This window comes from Edaphobacter sp. FHG110511_03 (genome assembly GCF_059115365.1).
This window is the reverse complement of sequence record NZ_JBZYWL010000002.1, coordinates 794,106-813,768: the sequence shown is the minus strand read 5'-3', so window position 1 is coordinate 813,768 and position 19,663 is coordinate 794,106. Positions and strand designations below refer to the sequence as shown.

Sequence of the window (19,663 nt, the reverse complement as noted above, 5' to 3'; positions counted from 1 at the left end):
ACGAACTCCCCAATTACCTATGAATAAACCCATTCCAATCGCTGTGGTAGGTTCCGGATACGTCGGCTTAGTTGCCGCCGTCTGTTTTGCAGAGATGGGCCATCAGGTCATCTGCGTCGATAACGATGAGCGCAAGGTGGATGCCCTTCGCGGAGGGGATACCCCCATCCACGAACATTACCTGCCGGAGTTGCTGAGCCGGTACCGCAACGATCGAGTCCGCTTTACTACCGACCTGGGCGAGGCGACGCGGGAGTGCGACGCCATCTTCATCGCGGTGGGAACACCGCAGAGCGAGACCGGCGATGCCGATCTCTCTTATGTAGAAGCCGTTGCCTGTGAGATCGCGCGCTCGTTGACCAGCTACAAGGTCATCGTGGAGAAGAGCACGGTGCCGGTTTACACGAACGAGTGGATCAGCCGAGCGCTTGAGCGCAATGGGGTAGAACGTCATCTCTTCGACGTGGTCTCGAACCCTGAATTTCTCCGCGAAGGAACAGCGGTGGCCGACTTTCTGCATCCCGACCGCATCGTCGTCGGAGCAGACAGCGAGCGTGCCGGCGCCATCCTTCGTGATATCTACGCTCCGCTCACAACCGGTGAATATTATCAGCGCGCAGATGGGATTCAGGGTTTCTGCAGCGTCTCCGAACCTCCACCGCTGCTAATGACCACCACCAAGAGCGCGGAGATTATCAAGCATGCTTCGAACGCCTTCCTTGCGCTGAAGATTTCCTTCATCAATGCGGTCTCGAATCTGTGCGAGGCGACCAACGCCAATGTCGAGCAGGTCGCACGCGGCATGGGGCTCGATACACGTATCGGTCCCAAGTTCCTTCGTCCTGGCATTGGCTATGGCGGCTCCTGCTTCCCGAAAGACGTTGCTGCTTTCCGCTCTGTAGCCGAACAGCTCGGCATTGACTTCAGCCTGCTCACCGAGGTGGAGAAGATTAATGTTCAGCAAAAGAAGCGGTTCGTCAGCAAGGTGCGCTCCGCGCTCTGGAATCTGCGTGGGAAGAAGCTCGCTGTTCTCGGCCTCGCCTTCAAGGGAGATACCGACGATATCCGCGAGTCTCCCGCCATTGAGATCGTTCGCATGCTGATCAATGAGGGATGCAGCATTACCGCCTTCGATCCCGCCGCCATCGAACGCACGCAGCAGGTTTTGCCAGCCGGCAAAAACGTACGCTATGCGGCGGATGCCTACGAGGCTGCGGACGAAGCTGACGCGTTGCTGATCCTCACGGACTGGCAGGAGTTCGCAGAGCTCGATCTGCGCCGCATCAACCAGTCGCTGCGCTACCCGATCGTCATCGATGGCCGTAACCTCTACGATCCGGCCGTGATGAACGATCACGGCTTCACCTATCTCAGCATCGGCCGGCCAGCGGTTCATCCGGTCCGCGATATGGCCTCAGCTTCCTCGAAGGCCTAAGCGCACGCTCTTCGAAGCTGATGCAACATCTATGCCTGAACGGATATCACTCCTGAGTGTGTATCCGTTCAGGCAGCAGAACTGAGCAGCGATTCGCTGCGGGGAAGCAAGTTAGAAAGGCAGGACATGGCGTCTCAGACCATCCTCGTCACGGGTGCGGCAGGTTTTCTTGGATCGCATCTCTGTGACACACTCTTGGCCGAAGGCCACACTGTAATCGGTGTCGATAACTTCTCGACCGGTAATACGGCCAATCTCGAACATCTTTCTTCTGAGCCCCGATTCCGCTTTCTCGAGCAGGACATTACGCGCCCCTTTGAGCCGGGACGCGTGGACTATGTTTTTAATTTCGCGTCGCCTGCCAGTCCCGTCGACTACGCTCGGCTGGGGATCGAGACCCTGCTAGTGGGCTCGGCAGGCACGATCAATACACTGGAGATCGCGCGCAAGCATGATGCCGGCTATCTTCACGCCTCCACATCGGAGTGCTATGGCGATCCGGAGGTGCATCCGCAGGTCGAAACGTATTGGGGTAACGTCAACCCCATCGGCCCACGATCGGTCTATGACGAGGCGAAGCGCTTCTCCGAGGCCGCTGTCATGGCCTATCACCGCTATCACGGCGTTAACACGCACATGGTTCGCATCTTCAACACCTACGGCCCCCGGCTCCAGGCGAACGATGGCCGCGTTATTTCGAATTTCATGATTCAGGCACTGCGCGGCGAGCCACTGACGATCTACGGCGATGGCTCCCAGACGCGCAGCTTCTGTTTCGTCTCCGATCTGATCGACGGCATCGTTCGCCTCTCCCGCTCCGACGAGCATCTCCCGGTCAACATCGGCAACCCAGATGAGTGGACCATCCTCGAGTGCGCGCAGGAGGTTTTGGCTGTGACCGGGTCGAGCTCTGAGATCGTTCGCATGCCCCTGCCGCCAGACGATCCGGCACGGCGAAAGCCGGACATCACTCGCGCCCGCACCTTGCTGGGATGGGAGCCGAAAATTCCTCTCCGCGAAGGACTGGAGCGCTCACTGGAATACTTCCGCGGCAGCGTTGCCGTAGCTCAATAAAGAACCGCTTCGCTAGCGCGGAAGGTGCTGCAGCTTTGGATACCAGGTCAACTGGACCGAAGCTGCGGTGTTCTGCTGATAGCCGGTTTTATAAATAGGCGCCTTCCAGCCCTCATACTGCAACCATGATTTCAGTTCGACGTCGGGGCCGAAACGCTTCACCAGCTCGATCTTGAACTGATTCTGCGTCGTGCCCATTGCAATAAAATCGCCCGGGGTCTTCTTTCGCAGGTATTCAAGCTGAACCCACTCGTTGCCGGAGAGGTGATAGGTAAGCCATGCCTGGCCGCCCTTGGCCTCGCGCCCCATCCAGTCACCCATGATGAAGCCCTTGTTCGTGTAGCCCTGCACCTGGACAACCTCCCAGTAATTGAACTCTCCGCCATGGCTCGGGCCGACATCCGGATCCATGTTGACGGCCTCTGCCCTCAGGTCCAGTTTCTTCAGCTTTCCAGGAAACTGTGAGATATAAAGTCCAGTTCGATAGGACGCGCGTCTTGGTGCGCTGATAGGCGTTACGTCGTCGTGCGAGATCGCGTCGACGTAAAAAGTGGCGTATTTGCGAACAAAGGGAAGACGGTAAGAGAAGTTGAAGTCGCTATACCTTGCTCCGGGATCTTCGCGGGAGTACTTCTCCTCAACCGTTGTGTCCTGGAAGTCGAAGAAGCCCTTCAAAAAAGTATGGAGCGTGACCGGAGTGTGGCCTTTGCCGCCGAAGATGATTGTTCTCTGGAAGCCGAACTCAAAGTTCTTCGTGGGCCGGAAAGAGAACATCTCGGAGTGCGTGTAGGGGCTGTTTGGCGCGGTATGGCCCTTCAGGCTGCCGTAGAAGAAGTCATAGCGCAGAGGTCCCAGGACCTTCGAGAGGAAGGGGACGTACATAGGCTCCACCCGGTTGATCCGGAAGGAGTAGATGTTCTCGGCGTTATTGGACCATGCGAGGGCTCCACCCATTCCAGGCCCGAGCCACGCATCGTTCTTTCCACCGGAGATTTCATGGCCAAGAAGGTGGAACGAAAGCGAGGCCTCCACCAGCCGAAACGGATTCTGTGCAGCTAAAGGACCTTCCGGAATGGTGTCCTGCGGACGGTTCGGGGGTTCATAGGGATAGGCACGATCAAGCTGAGCAAGCCTGGATGACAGATCGTAGGAGTAGCCAGGACCTGACGGGGAGTGCTGGTATTCGCCACGTACGAACAGCGAAAAACGGCCAGCTTCATTCAGCGTGGAAAAGCCCGTGATGTTGTTCAAGCCACTGTCGTAGGGTCGCCCATAGTCGTTCACGATGGTTTGACCGAGATGGTAACTGTCGCGAAGGATGGGGCCGCCGATCCCCGTGAACCTTGTATAAACCGAATGGATTCCGTAATTGATGCCGCGATCGATATTGCCGGAGGGAACCTCGTCTTCGAACTCCCGAAGCAGCTTGGCCAGGATCTCCTGCGCTTCGTCGTTGTTGCTATCCATGATGTCGAGTCGCGACTTCTGGAGCATGTGTACCGCGCTGCGCCGTGTCCATGGCCTCATGCCGATGAAGGCCGAATCCAGATACCCCATCGAGTAGAGCCGCATCATCTGCGGATAGACCCAGCTGTCCATGGGGATGTATGCCGAGCCGAGGGCGTCCGTCTTCGGCTTTCTGGGGGCCTCGGTATCGTACTGGGGATAGGCCCGGCCCGGTGCGTCGGGGGGAGGAGCTGGCGGAACTCCCGGCTGTGGGATGGGGGCGGATCGTATGGGGTTCACAGGAGTCTGGCCGGCTGGCGCTTTTTGCGGGTCAGGATCGTACGGCGGTTCCGAGGGAACCTGCTGGGCCGGGGAGGCTGAGGGAGTCGGCGCTACCGGAGCTGGAGATGTCTGGGCGAATCCTGCGGATAAAGTTCCAGCAAACAAACCAGAGAGACAAAGAAGGGTTCGGATCTGCAATTTCACCTCAAGAGGCCCGGGGGAGGTAACCTTACCTCCAGTGTAATTGCTGGAGTGAGCGGGGTGGCGGGCGACTTGTTTCTTTGAGAAGCTATGCTTTCTTCGATGCGGCAGAAGGTCGCAAAAGCAGTCCGCGCGTTGTCTTTGCAAGCTGTTCAAACCAGGTGTCGGTGCAGATTTTGCGTGCCAGCAGAGATTCCTTCAGATGATCCAAAGGATCGTCCACGCTGTCGCGGTTGCCTTTTATCCGCCAGCTCACCGATTCGATCAGGACAGGGCCGTCGCCGCTGCGGGTTCTGCCGAGCGATTCCTGCGTGACACGGTAGAGCGCGACCGCATCGCAGGAGTCCACCGGAATGGCCGGGACACCAACAGCGCGTGCGGATTTGCAGACCTCCGTCAGTTCCGTCCCCTTCTTTTGTGGCCCCCGAGCAAGCACGACGAAGACGATCGGAAGGTCGAGTTTTTGAGCGGGCGCCAGAACTCTGCGCCACGCCGAAGGCGCCATCTCACCCTTGCGTGCGTATGCAACCACGATGCCACGACGTCCCTGCGTCTTCAGGGCGAGTGCCGCGCCTACCGCAAGACGTAGCCGTTCTTCTTCATCGCTTGTGCCAGGCAGCATCTGGCTTACTCCTGCCTCGAGCAGCACCTTATTCCATTCTGCCTTTGCACGGGTAAGCTCGCGCAGAAGGAGCGCGGGGTCTCCGCCAAGCAGCAGTCCCATCCCGGCCGTAGGCGCGGCGTCACTGACCAGATCATCCTGCGTCAGGTCAATCGTCGTGCTCACCCGCACTGCCTCCTGCCCCCGAATCGCAGCAGTACGTTTTTTCTTTCCCTTGTTGGCCACGCGCTTTGCGACGGACTCTTCCAGCATTCGCGCCTCAAGCATCTTCGAATACATCAGCCGCAGCTTCGCATTTGGCACCAGCGGATTCTCGCCCGCTTCTCCCGCACTCTTTGCCGTCATCGTTCTCCCGTTCTCCTTGCAATACACCGAGAGGGTCCCCGGGGGAACCCTCTCGTTTCCAGCTGCTCCGTTGATTGATTATGCCTTAGCCGGATCGATTGCCTCGGTATCCAGTCCAAGCTCGGTGAGAGCTTTCTGTGCTACCTTCGGCTTGATCTTGCCGTCGCGCGCCAGTCTCGACAGCGTCGCGCCAACGATCGATTCCGCATTGACCTCGAAGTGACGCCGCAGATACTCGCGGTTGTCGCTGCGTCCGAAGCCGTCGGTTCCCAGCGCAACCAGGCGCGTCGGCAGCCACGGCGAAAGCATGTCTGGAACCGTCTTCATGTAATCGCTTGCCGCGATGATGGGGCCCTTGGTGCCTTCGAGGATCGTCTCGAGATAGCTCTTCTTCAAGGCCTCCGCTGGATGCAGCCGGTTCCATCGCTCCACTGCAAGCGCATCACGCCGAAGCTCGGTATAGCTGGTCACGCTCCAAACATCGGCCTGCACGTTGTATTTGGTAGCCAGAATCTCCTGGGCCTTCAGTACCTCGTTCAGGATGGGTCCGCTGCCGAAGAGCTGTGCCGCAGCCTCACCTTTCGCAGCCGGCTTCAGCTTGTACAAGCCGCGCAGAATGCCTTCCGTGACGCCTTCAGGCATAGCAGGCATCGCGTAGTCCTCGTTGTACATGGTGAGGTAGTAGAAGACGTCCTCGCCCTTTTCGTACATGCGTCGCAGGCCATCCTGAATGATGACAGCCAGCTCATAGACGTAGGCGGAGTCATAGGTCAGGCAAGTCGGCACTGTGCTTGCGAGGACGATGCTATGGCCGTCCTGATGCTGCAGGCCTTCTCCCAGCATCGTGGTGCGTCCGGCGGTTCCTCCCATCAGGAAGCCCTTGCCCCGCGAGTCTGCAAAGGCCCACGCCATGTCGCCGATGCGCTGGAAGCCGAACATCGAGTAGTACATGTAGAAGGGAATCGTCGGAACTTTATAGTTCGCATACGCCGTGCCCGCCGCGGTGAATGAAGCCATCGATCCCGCCTCGGTGATGCCCTCCTCGAGGATCTGACCTTCCTTCTCCTCGCGGTAGCTCAGCAGCATGTCGGAGTCGTGCGGAACGTACTTCTGTCCCTCCGGCGCGTAGATGCCGACCTGCCGGATCGCCGACTCCAGGCCGAAGGTGCGGCCTTCATCCGGCACAATCGGAACCACCAGCTTTCCGATCACCGGATCCTTCAGCAAATGCCGGAGCAGGCTGACAAAGCCCATCGTCGTCGAGACAGCGCGGTTGTTCGAGCCGCCCGTCCACTCCTTCAGGGTTTCAAGTGCAGGCGTCTTGAAGTCGATTTTCGGGACCTCGCGCTTCGGCAGATATCCGCCCAGCGCCTGACGTCGCTCGTGCAGGTACTTGATCTCAGGGGCAGATTCTTCCGGACGGAAGAAGGCTCCTTCCTTGGCCGCAGCCTCGGTTACCGGAATCTCGAACCGCTCGATGAAATACTTCATCGACTCGTCGGTAAGTTTCTTCTCCTGATGCGACGCATTGCGTGCTTCGGTCGAGCCAAGTCCGTAGCCCTTGACCGTCTTCGCCAGAATGACGGTCGGTCCGCCCTTGTGATCGAGAGCCCGCTTGTAGGCGTTGTAGATCTTGTGCGGATCATGGCCGCCTCGATGCAGCCGAGCCAGGTCCTCATCCGTCTTGTCTTCCACGAGCTTAAGCAGCTCCGGGTACTTGCCGAAGAACTCCTTGCGCAGGTAGGCTCCGCCCTTGGCCTTGAAGGCCTGATAGTCGCCGTCTACGCACTCTTCCATGCGCTTCAGCAGCAGGCCCTGGTGATCGCGCTCGAACAGCTCGTCCCAGTCCGAACCCCACACCACCTTGATGACGTTCCATCCTGCGCCGCGGAACATGCCCTCGAGCTCGTCGATGATGCGCTTGTTGCCGCGTACCGGGCCGTCGAGCCGCTGCAGGTTGCAGTTCACCACGAAGATCAGGTTGTCGAGCTTCTCGCGCGGGCCGAGCGAGATCGCTCCCAGCGTGTCGACTTCGTCCGTCTCGCCGTCACCGACGAAGGCCCACACTTTGCGCTCGGTCTTCTCGATCAGCCCACGATTCTCGAGATAGCGCATGAATCGTGCCTGGTAGATCGCATTAAGCGGACCGATTCCCATCGAAACCGTTGGGAAGCGCCAGAAGTCCGGCATCAACCAGGGGTGAGGATAGCTCGAAAGGCCGGGTTCGCCGCGGAGCTCGTGGCGGAAGTTCTTGAGACGCTTGTCGTCGAATCGGCCTTCGACGTACGCGCGTGCATAGACGCCCGGAGAAGCATGACCCTGGAAGTAGATGAAGTCGCCGGGAAGCTCGCCTGCGCCCGATGCGCTTGGATACTTGGCGTGGAAAAAGTGGTTGAAGCCCACTTCCAATAGCGTTGCCAGCGAAGAGTAAGTCGAGATGTGGCCGCCGATGCCGGGATCCTTCTTGTTCTGGCCATGGACCATTGCCATGGCGTTCCAGCGGATCAACGCCTCGATCCTGCGCTCGAGCTTACGGTCGCCAGGGTAGGGGATCTCGTCGTGCTTGGGAATGGTGTTCAGATAGGGGGTAGTCAGTTCGCTGGCAACAGGAACCCCGGCTTCGCGAGCGCGGGTACGCAGCTGCTCCAGCAGCTCGGCGCCCTGTTCCCAGTCACTGGCCACCACTTCGTCGAAGGCTTCAATCCACTCCGATACCTCGGCAGCAAAGTCAACCTGTGCGGGAGTCTCAAGCTTTGTCGTCATAAGCGGTCCTTATATCCCCATCTCTCCACGATCATACTGACCCGTGGGAAAACTAACCCGTATCTAAGATAATCGCCAAAGACCACAACCGTCACCCATGGGATGAATTCCTGTGCGAAAACCGGATCGCAGGAGGTTCGCAGTCCTGAATGTGCTCTCTACGGAGAGTGATCGGCGTGGTTTAGCATCGGACCTAGCTACAGCCAGGATTTGCAATGAAACTGCAGGAGGATCGATGAACGGAATCTTTCGGTTGCTTGGGATTGCGGTTCTATCGGGAGCCGTGGGGATAAGCCAGACAGCAGCGCCTACGTCGCAGATCGGTCCCCCGAGTTGCCCGGTCGATCCGGGTGGAAGGCCGGCGAGCCCGACGAAAAGGCCGTCGTCTGAGCAGATCCAGCAGACGGCAGAGCAGGCCGCCGCCGACCCGACGGTGCTCGTCTCGGCGGAGCCGATCGGAAACTTCGGCGTTGAGCGATACCGCCTTGCCGACTATGCGGAGTGCGTGGGAGGCGGAGGATGTTACTGGGCCGATCTGGATGCGCAGACGAAGCGGGCTGAGGCCGTGCTGGAACGGGCGATCGCGCAGAAGAAGGCAGGTGAGAAACTGGCCGTTGTGCTCGATATCGATGAGACATCGATGTCGAATTTCTGCGAGATGCGCCGCGAGGACTATGGGTTCCTCATCGCGCAGATGAATCGCTGGATGATGTCGTCGGAGTCAGCGGTTCCGATTCCAGGGACGGTCGAACTCTTCAATAAGGCGCGTGCAGCGGAGCTGGATGTGTTCTTCATCACGGGCCGATCGGATGACCTGCGGGAAGCGACGGCAAAAAACCTGGAACTCTCTGGCTTTCATGGTTGGAAGGGACTGGCGCTCCGGACTGGACCGCAGAAGCAGATGGCGACGGTGGAGTATAAGGGGCAGGAGCGACAGAAGATCGTCGACGCGGGGTACCGCATCGTATTGAACATGGGCGACCAGTGGAGCGATCTGGACGGGCAGGCTCGGGGCGAGACGAGTGTGAAGCTACCGAATCCGTTCTATTATCTGCCGTGATCGCGGAGGTGGAAGATGGAGTCAGCAGAGGCGGAGCAGGCAAAGAAGCTGCTTCGAAGGGCCGTGTTCGAGCAGAGGCGGTTTCTGAATCCTTTGCCGACATCCGTTGGCGGATGGGAGACGTTGCGCAAGGCGCTTCCTCTTTATTTGGCCAATAAGGAAGAGAAGTCTCCGCGGAAGCCGCTGGGTCCCTTCCGAACAGATGCAAGTCTCTATGCCACGCCACCCGCAAGCGGACTGCGGCTCACCTGGATGGGGCACTCCTCGACCCTGGTCGAGATCGACGGCATGCGAGTGCTTTTGGACCCGGTATGGGATGAGCGAGCTTCACCCCTGCGTTGGGCAGGGCCGAAGAGATTCTTTCCCGCTCCTCTTGAGTTAAAGGACATGCCACGACTGGACGTGGTGGTGGTCTCGCACGATCACTATGACCATTTGGGAGAGTCGACGATCAGGAAGCTGGCCGTCCTGCCAACGATGCGCGATACCGAGTGGGTGACGTCCCTTGGCGTAGGCGAGATCCTGGAGGAATACGGCGTAAAATGCCGGCGGATCACGGAGCTTGACTGGACCCAGAGCATCGGCGATGCGTCACTGGAGATCACAGCTCTTCCGTCGAGACATTTTTCCGGGCGCAGCATGTTCAACCGTTTCGGAACGTTATGGTCATCGTTTGCGCTGAAGGGTCCAAAGCATAACGTGTACTACGGGGCGGACTCGGGATGGTGGTCCGGTTTTGAGGAGATTGGCAAAGCTTATGGGCCCTTCGACATCACCATGCTCGAAATCGGTGCCTACAACGATTTGTGGAAGGACATCCACCTTGGCCCGGAAGGCGCAGTCCTCGCCTTCGAGGCGTTAGGCGGCAAGGGGCTGCTCATGCCGATTCACTGGGGATTGTTCGATCTGGCGTTGCATGGATGGCGGCAGCCTATTCAGCAGATCTGCGAGATCGCCGACAGAAAGGGTATTCCACTGTGGGTTCCTGAGCCCGGGCTTCCGACGGAAGTTGCCAGTGGAGAGTCGGTTCGGTCGGAATGGTGGCGATGAAAGCTGCGATATGATTCTGCCGTCGTAAAAAAGGAGATTCGATGCGCGTTGGAATGTTAACCGGTGGTGGAGATTGCCCAGGACTGAATGCCGTGATCCGTGCGGCGGTGAGAAAGGGAATTCTTCACCATGGGGATGAATTTGTAGGCTTCATGGAGGGCTGGCGCGGCGTGCTGGACGACGTAACCATGCCGCTGACGCTCCAGACCACATCGGGGATTCTGCACAAGGGTGGCACGATTCTGCGCTCATCGCGGACCAACGTGAACAAGATTCCCGGCGGATTCGAGAAGTGCGTGGAGGTCATTCAGAAGAACAAGCTGGACGCCTTGATTGCGTTGGGCGGCGACGATACGCAGTCCATCTCCCTGGCGCTGAGCGAACGCGGAGTGAAGTGCGTGGGGGTTCCCAAGACGATCGACAATGACCTGAGCGGTACCGATGCCTGCTTCGGCTTTGACACGGCGGTGAGCATTGCCACGGAAGCCGTGGACCGGCTGCACTCGACCGCGGAGGCGCACAATCGCGTCCTGGTGGTTGAGGTCATGGGACGCGATGCAGGTTGGATCGCGATTACCTCAGGGATCGCAGGTGGGGCAGACGCGATCCTGGTACCGGAGGTTCCGATCGATATCGAAGAGGTATGCCGCCTGTTGAAGTACCGGCACGATCATGGGAAGAAATTTTCGATTGTGGTGGCCGCGGAGGGAGCGCAGTTTCCTGAGAGTGGGCAGGCTACGCATGGGGCTTCGGTGGATTCATTCGGACATGTGCGGCTGAGCGGTATAGGTCAGGCACTGGCAGAAGAGATCGAGAAGCGCACCAAGTACGAGACTCGCAGCGTGAACCTGGGGCATACGCAGCGTGGGGGAACCCCGACGGCTTACGACCGGATGCTGGCGACGCGCTATGGCGTGGCAGCAATCGACCTGGTTCATGCCGGCAAGTTCGGCAGGCTGGTCGTTCTGAAGGGGACGCAGATCTCCGATATTCCTCTGGCGGATGCGATTGCAAAGACCCGCACAGTCGGCCAGGATCTTCTGGATGTGATGAAGAGTCTGCAGCCGCCGGTTGGAGCTGTTTAGTGATTAGTTATCAGCAACTTGCTGGCAATAGCTGAAAAATAGATTGAATGGGCGGAGAAAAGGGGATACAAAGAGTGTGCCGGGTTTGCCGGGCTCTTTCCGGTTTTTCGCCCGTTCATTCAGGAATCAGGGAGGCTTTTCCCGATGGCACAGGTACAGATGGCACCGCGCGAAGTGATGGACATCCGGCAGGCGTCGGAGTATCTCGGCATCAGCGGAGACACCCTGTATCGCTACGCGTCGGAGGGATTCATTCCTGCGTTCAAGCTTGGCAACCGCTGGCGGTTTAAGAAGACGCTTCTGGATGCGTGGATGGATGAGAAGAGCGGCGTGAAGCTACAGACTCCAGTCGAAGTCGCCCCCAAACAGAAAAAACCCGTTGGCCGGGCACGCTAGACCCTGACGAATTTCCTGACGCCTACACGGTCGTCCAGGAATCCAATGCTTCCATGAAAGAGATTGTTCGTTGCAGTTGGGCGCAAAGCGACCCCTTGATGCAGGTGTATCACGACGAGGAGTGGGGCGTCCCGGAGCATGATAGCCGCGCTCTCTGGGAGAAGCTGATGCTGGATGGCTTTCAGGCGGGGCTGTCCTGGCTGACAGTCCTGCGCAAGCGCGATGCGTTCCGCAAGGCCTTCTACAGCTTCGACCCTGAGAAGGTGGCGCGGATGAAGGAAGCTGACGTGAAGCGTCTGCTGGAAAACCCGGGCATCATCCGCTCCCGTGCGAAGATCGAGGCGACGATTGGAGGGGCGAAGGCGTATCTGAAGATGCGCGATGAGGGCGAGGACTTCTCGAAGTTTGTCTGGGGAATGGCCGGAGGCAAACCCATTCGAAATACCACCGGAAAAGTGCCAGCAAAGACGGAGTTCTCAGAAGAGATGTCGAAGGCGCTGAAGAAGCGCGGATTCAAATTTGTTGGGCCGGTCATCGTCTACGCATGGTTACAAGCCACGGGTGTTGTAGACGACCATGCCCCGACATGCTTTCGTCGGAAGAGATAGAGGGGCCCTTATGCCGGCTGCAGCGTCAGCATTGTGAGTTCGGGCGGGCAGTCGAAGCGGAAGGGAAGTCCGACGGCTCCGAGGCCGCGATTCACATAAAGCTGCATAGGGCCGAGCTGGAAGTGGCCCATCACATACTTCTGCCCCATGGGCGGCAGGATCAGCGGGCCGTAGAAGGGAAGGCGAACCTGGCCGCCATGGGAATGGCCGGAGAGCATCAGGTCGACGAACTTCCCCTTTGGATGCTTGACGACGACATCGGCATAGTCGGGTTCGTGAACCATAAGAATGACCGGGCCATCCGGTTTTTCGGGGATGGTGAGGTCGAGGTCCGGATGGCGTGTTCCCGCATCGTCTGTGCCGCAGAGCCAGATACGCGAGCCCCCGCGTTCGATGGGAACGTGCTCATTAATCATGACGGGTATCTTCGCCGACCGGAGTGCGCCGATGACGAGTGGAGCGCTGACGCCCACATCGTGATTGCCAAGGACGGTATAAACCTGGGGACACTTCAGAGTGCTCAGGATCTCGGCGCAACGATAGGCCGCATGCCGGCTGTCGATGAAGGTTAGCGCGCCGCGGGTGACGAAATCACCGGTCACAAGGACAAGGTCAGGTGCCAGCGCGTTGATGCGATGAACAACGTATTCCAGAAAAAAGGGTTCGGTGAACTCGTCGAGGTGGATGTCGGAGATCTGCAGGATGCGGAAGCCGTGGAAGGCAGGCGAAAGATTGGCAACACGGATGGTGGTGTTGACCACATCGATCTCGTGGCGAGCGACCTCACCGGAGTAGAGCGCCAGTCCGGCGGCGGCAACGCCGGATCCCATGATGAATTTGCGACGTGACAAGAGTGACGACGAAGGATCACCTGGTTGAACGGGCATAGTTCATGATAACGGTTCATGGCCGTGAGACACACGCTGCAATCACGTTTGATTGAGTAGAATCAAAAGGATGAATTTAAAGACGCGAAAGACAGCGGCTGCTCGCGCCGCGAAGGCGGCCGGGGTCGATGGTCTTCTGGTGACCCATCTGCCGGACGTACGCTATCTGTCGGGTTTCACGGGGTCGAATGCGGCTCTGGTGCTGGCAGGCGGGAAGGCCGTTTTATTTACCGATGGGCGGTATATCGCTCAGGCGAAGGCCGAGGCCGTCGGGACACGAGTCGTGATAGCCGCCAAGCCGGCGCTTGCCGCAGCCTGTGAGTGGATGGTTGAGACAAAGGTGAAGCGATGCGGCTTCGATGCAACCCAGACGACGGTGGCAACGCTGGAATTGCTGCGCAAGGCTGTTCCCGCGAAGCTGCGCCCGAGAATGTTTGTTGCCGTCGATCCCCTGGTCGCGAAGCTGCGCCAGGTGAAGGATGCGGATGAGATTGAAAAGATACGCGCGTCGGCGAACCTCGGTTGCAAACTGTTCGATCGAATGCTGGATTACATGCGGCCGGGTCTGACGGAGATCGAGGTTGCGTCCAAGCTCGAGCATGCGGCGCGAAAGGCCGGGGCCGAGGCGATGTCCTTCGAGACAATTGTTGCCAGCGGCGAGCGCAGCGCGCTTCCCCATGGGAGAGCCAGTACTGCGAAACTGCCGAAGCGAGGCTTTGTAAGCATGGACTTTGGCGTGGTTCTGGACGGCTATATGAGCGATATGACTCGCACCGTGCACCTTGGAAAGGCGCGGCAAGAAGAGCGAGACGTGTATGATGCGGTTCTGGAAGCGCAGGAGGCCGCGATATCGGCGGTTGCCCCGGGAGTTACTGCGGGCCATGTGGACGAGGCGGCGCGGAGCGTACTGCGGAGGGTTGGGCTGGACAAGTTTTTCACCCACTCGACCGGACATGGAGTTGGACTGGAGATTCATGAGGGGCCGAGACTGGCGGCGAAGCAGACGCAGACGTTGGAAGCCGGAATGGTGATCACAATTGAACCGGGAGTGTACATGCCAGGCCGATTCGGTCTCAGGATTGAAGATATGGTTCTGGTGACGGCTGGAGGACACGAAGTTTTGACGCCGAGCGTGAAAGCCTGGATCGAGCTGTAAACAACGAGAGTGCCGTGAACAGGCACAGGAGAGATGATGGACGGAACAAAGTTGCAGGAGCTTCGCGAACTGGTCGAATTTCTGAAGGCGAACGAAATCGCCGAGTTCGACATGGAACAGGCGGATTTGAAGGTGCGGATCAAGTTCGCGGGCGAACCCGCCCCGGCAGCGGCCTCCGGCGGTATCGACCTTGCACAATTGAGTCGTCTCGTAGCTTCGGCTCCCGCTTCGGGAGCGCCGGTTGCTCCGGTCCCCGCGGCCGGCTCCGGCGCAGCTACCTCTTCTGCTGCAGATACGACGGAGAAGTTGCATGAGGTGAAGTCGCCCATCGTAGGAACGTTCTATGAATCGCCTGCTCCAGGCGCGCCGTCGTTCGTGCAGGTAGGAGACCAGGTCGAGGTAGGCCAGGTGCTTTGCATCGTCGAGGCGATGAAGCTGATGAACGAGATCGAGTCCGATATGGCCGGTGAGGTGATCCGAAGGATCGCCAGCAGTGGGCAGCCGGTGGAGTATGGCCAACCGCTGTTTGAGATTCGGCCGCGGTAGAGTCAGCCTGCAGGTTCAGGTTCACGAAAGTGCAGACGGCTTATAACGAGATGGAGCCCAACGGAAGGCATCTGGATTTATGTTTCGGAAGGTATTGATTGCAAATCGTGGGGAGATCGCACTGCGTGTGATTAGCGCGTGCAAGGAACTCGGCATCCGCACGGTTGCGGTGTACAGCGAGGCCGACAGGAACTCGCTGCATGTGAAGTTCGCCGATGAGGCCATCTGCATCGGGCCGCCTCGCTCAGCGGAGAGTTATCTGAATGTTCCGGCAGTGATCTCGGCGGCGGAGATTACGGACGTCGATGCGATTCATCCTGGTTACGGCCTTCTGAGCGAGAACGCCAACTTCGCTGAGGTGTGCCGGGCCTCGAACATCAAGTTCATCGGGCCTCCGCCGGAAGTCACACGCATGATGGGCGAGAAGTCCACGGCGCGGCAGACGATGAAGAAGGCAAAGGTTCCGATCCTTCCCGGCTCGGACGGCGTCATTGCGAGCGAGGGCGAGGCTCTAGAGTGGGCAAAGAGCGTCGGCTACCCGGTTATCCTGAAGGCGGTGGCAGGTGGAGGCGGCCGAGGCATGCGTATCTGCCGCAACCCGGAGGAACTACCCGGTCTCTACAACCAGGCTTCGACTGAAGCGGCCAACGCCTTTGGCAACGGCGACCTCTACATGGAGAAGTTCATCGAGCGCCCACGCCACATCGAATTTCAGGTGCTCGCCGACGAACACGGTAATGTGATGAGCCTGGGCGAGCGCGAATGCTCCATTCAGCGCCGCCACCAGAAGCTGATCGAAGAGGCTCCGAGCCTGCAGATAACGCCGAAGCTGCGCGAAGAGCTTGGCAAGACCATCAAGCGTTCGCTCGAGAATATCGGCTACTGGAACGCCGGAACCATCGAGTTCCTGATGGACGAGGACGGCAAGATCTACTTCATTGAGATGAACACCCGAATTCAGGTGGAGCATTGCGTGACCGAGATGGTCACCGGCATAGACCTGGTGAAAGCTCAGCTTAGAATTGCCGCGGGAGAGAAACTGAATTCGATCGTGCCGGGCCCCGTCGAGATTCGCGGCCATGCCATCGAATGCCGCATCAACGCGGAGCATCCGGAGAAATTCACGCCAAGCGCCGGCAAGATTACGGCGTTCAATGTTCCCGGAGGCAACGGCGTTCGCGTCGATACCGCGCAATATGCCGAAGGAGTCGTGCCGCCTTACTACGACTCGATGATCGCAAAGCTGATCTGTCATGGTAAAGACCGCGAAGAGGCGATGAACAAGATGCAGCGCGCTCTGAGCCAGTTCGTGGTGCAGGGAATCCATACGACCATTCCGCTCCACCAACGCATCTTCGCCGATGCAGAGTTTCGCGCTGGCAAGTTCGATACGAAGTTCATGGAGCGTTTTCTGGAGCGGCAGAAGGAAGAGCAGGGCTGATCTCCGTGCGATTTCCTCGTCTCTATGCCATCGTCGATGCGGAGATGCTGGCGAGCAGACGCATCGAGCTATCCGGCTTTGTAGAAGCCCTGCGCGATGCGGGCGTAATGTTGCTGCAGTATCGCGACAAGCTTGGAAGCGAAGAGGCGATTCTCCGCAATGCGGAGATCATCACGGAGATCTTTCGGGGAAGCGAAGCTACCCTGGTGATGAATGACTCGCCTCGGCTGGCGCACTTGGCGGGTTGGAATGCTGTCCATGTTGGACAGAGCGATGCGGCGATTGCCGCGGCGCGCATGGCGTTGTTACAGCCTGCCCTTGTAGGCTGCTCGACTCATACGGAGCAGCAGGTGGCGGCAGCTGATGCTGCTGGCGCAGATTACATCGCAATCGGCCCCGTCTTCGCCACGGCAACCAAACGAAATGCAGAGCCAGTCGTTGGACTGGAAGGTGTGCGGCGAGCACGTGCGCTTACAACTAGGCCTCTGGTTGCGATTGGAGGGATCACGCTCGAAAACGCGGCCAGCGTGATAGACGCTGGAGCCGACTCCATAGCAGTGATTGGAGCTCTTCTTCAGTCATCAGGCACTGGTGTGGCTGCGAAGGAGTTTTTCGCCTCCATGCCTCCCGCCCAATCGTAGTGTTGCAAAGGCGGTTTGCTATGCTTCGACTGAAGCGGAATCAATATGGGGAGCAGGAACGATGGGCTTCAATACGGAGCAGGCGGTCGAAGGGACGGTCACGGTAGTCGTCCCGGTCTACAACGGGGAGAGATTCATTCGCCGGGCAGTCGACAGCATCCTGAAGCAGACCTTTCCCGTGACCCAGATCCTCGTAGTGGACGACGGATCGAAAGACGCGACCTGTAAGATCCTGGAAACCGAGTATCGGGACCAGCTGACGCTGCTGCGCCAGCAGAATGGCGGCCCAGCGAAGGCCAGAAACGCGGGGCTGCGGATCGCAACCGGAGAATTCATCGCCTTTCTCGATGCCGATGACTGGTGGGAGCCGGAAAAGATCGCCACGCAGATGAAGGTACTCCGAGAGAATCCCAAGGCAGTAGGGAACTATACCGGCCTTCGTGTAATGAGCGATCAGGGCGAGCATCTCATCGATCTGAAGCCGGTGGATCACACCACTCTGTGGCCGACCCTGCGCTGGTGCAATCCTGGAGTGCCGCCCTCTTCCGTTCTTCTGCGAAGATCGATGCTGCAAGAGCTGGATGGCGGATTCAACGAGCGCCAGCTTGGCAGTGAAGACTGGAACCTGTGGTTTCGCCTGATTACGAAGGGCCCTTTCTGCGTGTGCCCGGAGCCATTAACGGACTATCGTTCCGCCCCCGGGGGGTTAAGCGGAAATGCCGATCACATGTACAACGACTTCATGAAGATGCTCGACGATACGCTGCTGGCCGATATGACGGGGCTGCGCCGCTCGTTGTGGCGACGCAGGATCATCAGCTACCAGGCTTTCAAGGCCTGTCTGACGGCTCGTGCAGCAGGAGACAAGGTAACCGAACGCGAATACATGAAAAAATCGGTGCTCGAATGGCCCTCGCCGTTCTGGGCTCCGGAGCGGTTCCGCTTCTTCGCAGTGACATTGATGCGGACCTAGCGCAAGGCGTGACAAGAGTTTGACAAGACTTTCTTCGTCATTTGGGATAGAACAGACTGCAACGTGAAGATTTCTGAGAAGCAACCTGAAGGAACCTCCGCGCCGCAACCGCAGTTTGTGCAGGGGATGGGCCTGTTTTCGGCCACGGCCATCGTGATGGGCTCGATGATTGGATCGGGCATCTTCATCGTGCCGGCGGATATGTCCCGACTTCTGGGGTCGCCGGCGCTTTTGATTGCGGCATGGCTGGTGACGGCGCTGATGACCATCATCGGCGCACTGAGCTACGGCGAACTTGCCGCTATGATGCCGAAGGCTGGAGGACAGTACGTCTATCTGCGCGAGGCGCTGGGTCCGTTGTGGGGATTCCTTTATGGGTGGACCTTGTTCTTGGTCATCCAGACGGGAACGATTGCGGCTGTAGGAGTAGCCTTCGGTAAGTTCCTGGGGGTCTTCTTCCCGGCAGTCAATACCAGCCATTGGCTCTGGCATATCGGGCATGTCCCCTCGTGGCATGTGGGGCCGATGGTGTTGGGCAATATGGATCTGGGACTGAACACCGCCAACCTTGCCGCCATCATCATCATCGTGCTGCTGACCTTTCTCAACACCCGGGGCGTGAAGATGGGCGCTGCAGTACAAAACCTGTTTACCTCGGCGAAGGTCCTGGCTTTGGCAGCCGTGGTTCTGGTGGGTTTGGTTCTTCGGGATTCGGCGGCGATTGCGGCCAACTTCGGAGAAGGCTGGAGGAACTTCTGGGCGGGCGCGGGATGGCATTCACTACACGCCTCGCAGCTGGGAGGAAGCGAGTATGTCGGAGTTTTGACGATTCTCGCGATCGTACAGGTGGGGTCGCTGTTTAGCGCCGATGCGTGGAACAATGTGACCTTTACGGCAGGCGAGATACGCAACCCGAAGCGCAATCTTCCGCTCTCGCTGGCGGTCGGAACGGGAGTGGTTCTGCTGCTGTATGTGCTCTGCAACTTCGTCTTCATAAGCGTGCTTCCGCTGGTGGGCGACCCGCACGCGGCGACGATCACGGGGCGGGGAATCCAGTTTGCGACCGAAGATCGCGTGGCAACGGCGGTGATGGAGCGTGCCTTCGCCGGCTACGGTGCGAAGCTGATGGCAGCGGCGATTTTGATCTCCACCTTTGGCTGCGCGAACGGGATGCTGCTGGCTGGAGCTCGCGTTTACTATGCGATGAGCAGGGATGGCCTGTTCTTCAAGTCGGTGGGCAAGCTGAGCGAGAAGTCGAAGACGCCGGTGAATTCGCTCTGGGTGCAGTGCTTCTGGACGTGCCTGCTCTGCCTTTCGGGCAGCTACGGGCAGCTGCTTGACTATGTGATCTTCGCGGTTCTGATCTTCTATATCCTTACGATTGTGGGTCTGTTTGTTCTGCGGCGGACCCGTCCGGACGCGCCACGACCATACCGGGCCTTCGGGTATCCCGTGCTGCCGGGGCTTTATATCGTCATGGCGGCGTGGATTTGTCTTGTACTATTGCGTTACAAACCTCAATATACCTGGCCGGGTTTGATCATCGTTCTGCTTGGTGTTCCGGTGTATCTGGTATGGAGGCGGCAAAGCGCTCGAGTGGATGCCGAGGCCGCTGAGTTGAGAACGACCGGGACGTAAAGAAGGAGAACCGA

General features: G+C 58.8%; 17 protein-coding genes. 13 read left to right on the top strand and 4 right to left on the bottom strand.

The genetic code is table 11. The annotated features are described in order from the left end of the window. Positions 1-19 precede the first annotated feature (19 nt). Both AC5S26_RS12605 and AC5S26_RS12600 read left to right on the top strand, forming a co-directional pair. Positions 20-1,435, top strand: a complete 1,416-nt coding sequence (locus AC5S26_RS12605; protein ID WP_494185241.1) for a UDP-glucose dehydrogenase family protein — start codon at positions 20-22, stop codon at positions 1,433-1,435. Between the two features lie 126 nt (positions 1,436-1,561). Next, complete coding sequence (locus AC5S26_RS12600) at positions 1,562-2,509, top strand: UDP-glucuronic acid decarboxylase family protein (RefSeq protein WP_494185240.1); 948 nt, start codon at positions 1,562-1,564, stop codon at positions 2,507-2,509. A 12-nt stretch (positions 2,510-2,521) separates the two neighbouring features. Here the strand turns inward: AC5S26_RS12600 and AC5S26_RS12595 are convergent, their stop codons facing one another. The 3 genes from AC5S26_RS12595 to aceE all read right to left on the bottom strand — a co-directional run bounded on the left by AC5S26_RS12595 (position 2,522) and on the right by aceE (position 8,168). After that, on the bottom strand, positions 2,522-4,435 hold the full coding sequence (locus AC5S26_RS12595) for a capsule assembly Wzi family protein (RefSeq protein WP_494185239.1): 1,914 nt from the start codon (positions 4,433-4,435) through the stop codon (positions 2,522-2,524). 91 nt (positions 4,436-4,526) lie between these two features. Continuing rightward, complete coding sequence (locus AC5S26_RS12590) at positions 4,527-5,405, bottom strand: thiamine pyrophosphate-dependent enzyme (protein WP_494185238.1); 879 nt, start codon at positions 5,403-5,405, stop codon at positions 4,527-4,529. A gap of 78 nt (positions 5,406-5,483) precedes the next feature. Further along, on the bottom strand, positions 5,484-8,168 hold the full coding sequence (gene aceE / locus AC5S26_RS12585) for a pyruvate dehydrogenase (acetyl-transferring), homodimeric type (protein WP_494185237.1): 2,685 nt from the start codon (positions 8,166-8,168) through the stop codon (positions 5,484-5,486). Positions 8,169-8,403: 235 nt separating this feature from the next. On the opposite strand from aceE, the gene AC5S26_RS12580 reads away from it, so the two are divergent. From AC5S26_RS12580 to AC5S26_RS12560, 5 genes are all read left to right on the top strand, one after another. Then, complete coding sequence (locus AC5S26_RS12580) at positions 8,404-9,228, top strand: HAD family acid phosphatase (RefSeq protein ID WP_494185236.1); 825 nt, start codon at positions 8,404-8,406, stop codon at positions 9,226-9,228. Positions 9,229-9,243: 15 nt separating this feature from the next. Then, positions 9,244-10,278, top strand: coding sequence for an MBL fold metallo-hydrolase (locus AC5S26_RS12575; RefSeq protein WP_494185235.1), 1,035 nt, complete (start codon positions 9,244-9,246; stop codon positions 10,276-10,278). Positions 10,279-10,319: 41 nt separating this feature from the next. After that, the gene (locus AC5S26_RS12570; protein ID WP_494185234.1) at positions 10,320-11,363 is read left to right on the top strand and encodes a 6-phosphofructokinase; all 1,044 of its coding nucleotides are present in this window, start codon (positions 10,320-10,322) and stop codon (positions 11,361-11,363) included. 144 nt (positions 11,364-11,507) lie between these two features. Further along, positions 11,508-11,759: a helix-turn-helix domain-containing protein gene (locus AC5S26_RS12565; protein ID WP_494185233.1), complete on the top strand. Its 252-nt coding sequence runs from the start codon at positions 11,508-11,510 to the stop codon at positions 11,757-11,759. Between the two features lie 53 nt (positions 11,760-11,812). Beyond that, positions 11,813-12,367, top strand: a complete 555-nt coding sequence (locus AC5S26_RS12560; RefSeq protein ID WP_494185232.1) for a DNA-3-methyladenine glycosylase I — start codon at positions 11,813-11,815, stop codon at positions 12,365-12,367. A gap of 8 nt (positions 12,368-12,375) precedes the next feature. On the opposite strand, the gene AC5S26_RS12555 is transcribed toward AC5S26_RS12560, so the two are convergent. Further along, a complete protein-coding gene (locus AC5S26_RS12555) occupies positions 12,376-13,197 on the bottom strand; it encodes a metallophosphoesterase (protein WP_494185231.1) in 822 nt (273 codons plus the stop codon). 127 nt (positions 13,198-13,324) lie between these two features. On the opposite strand from AC5S26_RS12555, the gene AC5S26_RS12550 reads away from it, so the two are divergent. The 6 genes from AC5S26_RS12550 to AC5S26_RS12525 all read left to right on the top strand — a co-directional run bounded on the left by AC5S26_RS12550 (position 13,325) and on the right by AC5S26_RS12525 (position 19,649). Further along, entirely contained in the window at positions 13,325-14,410 is a 1,086-nt protein-coding gene (locus AC5S26_RS12550) for a M24 family metallopeptidase (RefSeq protein WP_494185230.1), read from the top strand. 33 nt (positions 14,411-14,443) lie between these two features. Further along, entirely contained in the window at positions 14,444-14,956 is a 513-nt protein-coding gene (gene accB / locus AC5S26_RS12545; RefSeq protein WP_494185229.1) for an acetyl-CoA carboxylase biotin carboxyl carrier protein, read from the top strand. A gap of 79 nt (positions 14,957-15,035) precedes the next feature. Beyond that, positions 15,036-16,397: an acetyl-CoA carboxylase biotin carboxylase subunit gene (gene accC, locus AC5S26_RS12540; RefSeq protein ID WP_494185228.1), complete on the top strand. Its 1,362-nt coding sequence runs from the start codon at positions 15,036-15,038 to the stop codon at positions 16,395-16,397. A 5-nt stretch (positions 16,398-16,402) separates the two neighbouring features. Next, on the top strand, positions 16,403-17,038 hold the full coding sequence (thiE, locus tag AC5S26_RS12535; RefSeq protein WP_494185227.1) for a thiamine phosphate synthase: 636 nt from the start codon (positions 16,403-16,405) through the stop codon (positions 17,036-17,038). A 61-nt stretch (positions 17,039-17,099) separates the two neighbouring features. Then, positions 17,100-18,011, top strand: a complete 912-nt coding sequence (locus AC5S26_RS12530) for a glycosyltransferase family 2 protein (protein ID WP_494185226.1) — start codon at positions 17,100-17,102, stop codon at positions 18,009-18,011. A 126-nt stretch (positions 18,012-18,137) separates the two neighbouring features. Continuing rightward, on the top strand, positions 18,138-19,649 hold the full coding sequence (locus AC5S26_RS12525) for an APC family permease (protein ID WP_494185418.1): 1,512 nt from the start codon (positions 18,138-18,140) through the stop codon (positions 19,647-19,649). The last annotated feature ends 14 nt before the right edge of the window (positions 19,650-19,663 follow it).

Excerpts from the sequence above, each read along its gene's own strand:
- accB (WP_494185229.1), top strand. The coding sequence starts at position 14,444 with ATGATGGACGGAACAAAGTTGCAGGAGCTTCGCGAACTGGTCGAATTT.
- AC5S26_RS12580 (WP_494185236.1), top strand. The coding sequence starts at position 8,404 with ATGAACGGAATCTTTCGGTTGCTTGGGATTGCGGTTCTATCGGGAGCC.
- AC5S26_RS12575 (WP_494185235.1), top strand. The coding sequence starts at position 9,244 with ATGGAGTCAGCAGAGGCGGAGCAGGCAAAGAAGCTGCTTCGAAGGGCC.
- AC5S26_RS12565 (WP_494185233.1), top strand. The coding sequence starts at position 11,508 with ATGGCACAGGTACAGATGGCACCGCGCGAAGTGATGGACATCCGGCAG.
- accC (WP_494185228.1), top strand. The coding sequence starts at position 15,036 with ATGTTTCGGAAGGTATTGATTGCAAATCGTGGGGAGATCGCACTGCGT.
- AC5S26_RS12530 (WP_494185226.1), top strand. The coding sequence starts at position 17,100 with ATGGGCTTCAATACGGAGCAGGCGGTCGAAGGGACGGTCACGGTAGTC.
- AC5S26_RS12560 (WP_494185232.1), top strand. The coding sequence starts at position 11,813 with ATGAAAGAGATTGTTCGTTGCAGTTGGGCGCAAAGCGACCCCTTGATG.
- AC5S26_RS12555 (WP_494185231.1), bottom strand. The coding sequence starts at position 13,197 with ATGGGATCCGGCGTTGCCGCCGCCGGACTGGCGCTCTACTCCGGTGAG.
- AC5S26_RS12605 (WP_494185241.1), top strand. The coding sequence starts at position 20 with ATGAATAAACCCATTCCAATCGCTGTGGTAGGTTCCGGATACGTCGGC.
- AC5S26_RS12600 (WP_494185240.1), top strand. The coding sequence starts at position 1,562 with ATGGCGTCTCAGACCATCCTCGTCACGGGTGCGGCAGGTTTTCTTGGA.
- AC5S26_RS12550 (WP_494185230.1), top strand. The coding sequence starts at position 13,325 with ATGAATTTAAAGACGCGAAAGACAGCGGCTGCTCGCGCCGCGAAGGCG.
- AC5S26_RS12570 (WP_494185234.1), top strand. The coding sequence starts at position 10,320 with ATGCGCGTTGGAATGTTAACCGGTGGTGGAGATTGCCCAGGACTGAAT.
- aceE (WP_494185237.1), bottom strand. The coding sequence starts at position 8,168 with ATGACGACAAAGCTTGAGACTCCCGCACAGGTTGACTTTGCTGCCGAG.
- AC5S26_RS12525 (WP_494185418.1), top strand. The coding sequence starts at position 18,138 with ATGGGCCTGTTTTCGGCCACGGCCATCGTGATGGGCTCGATGATTGGA.
- AC5S26_RS12590 (WP_494185238.1), bottom strand. The coding sequence starts at position 5,405 with ATGACGGCAAAGAGTGCGGGAGAAGCGGGCGAGAATCCGCTGGTGCCA.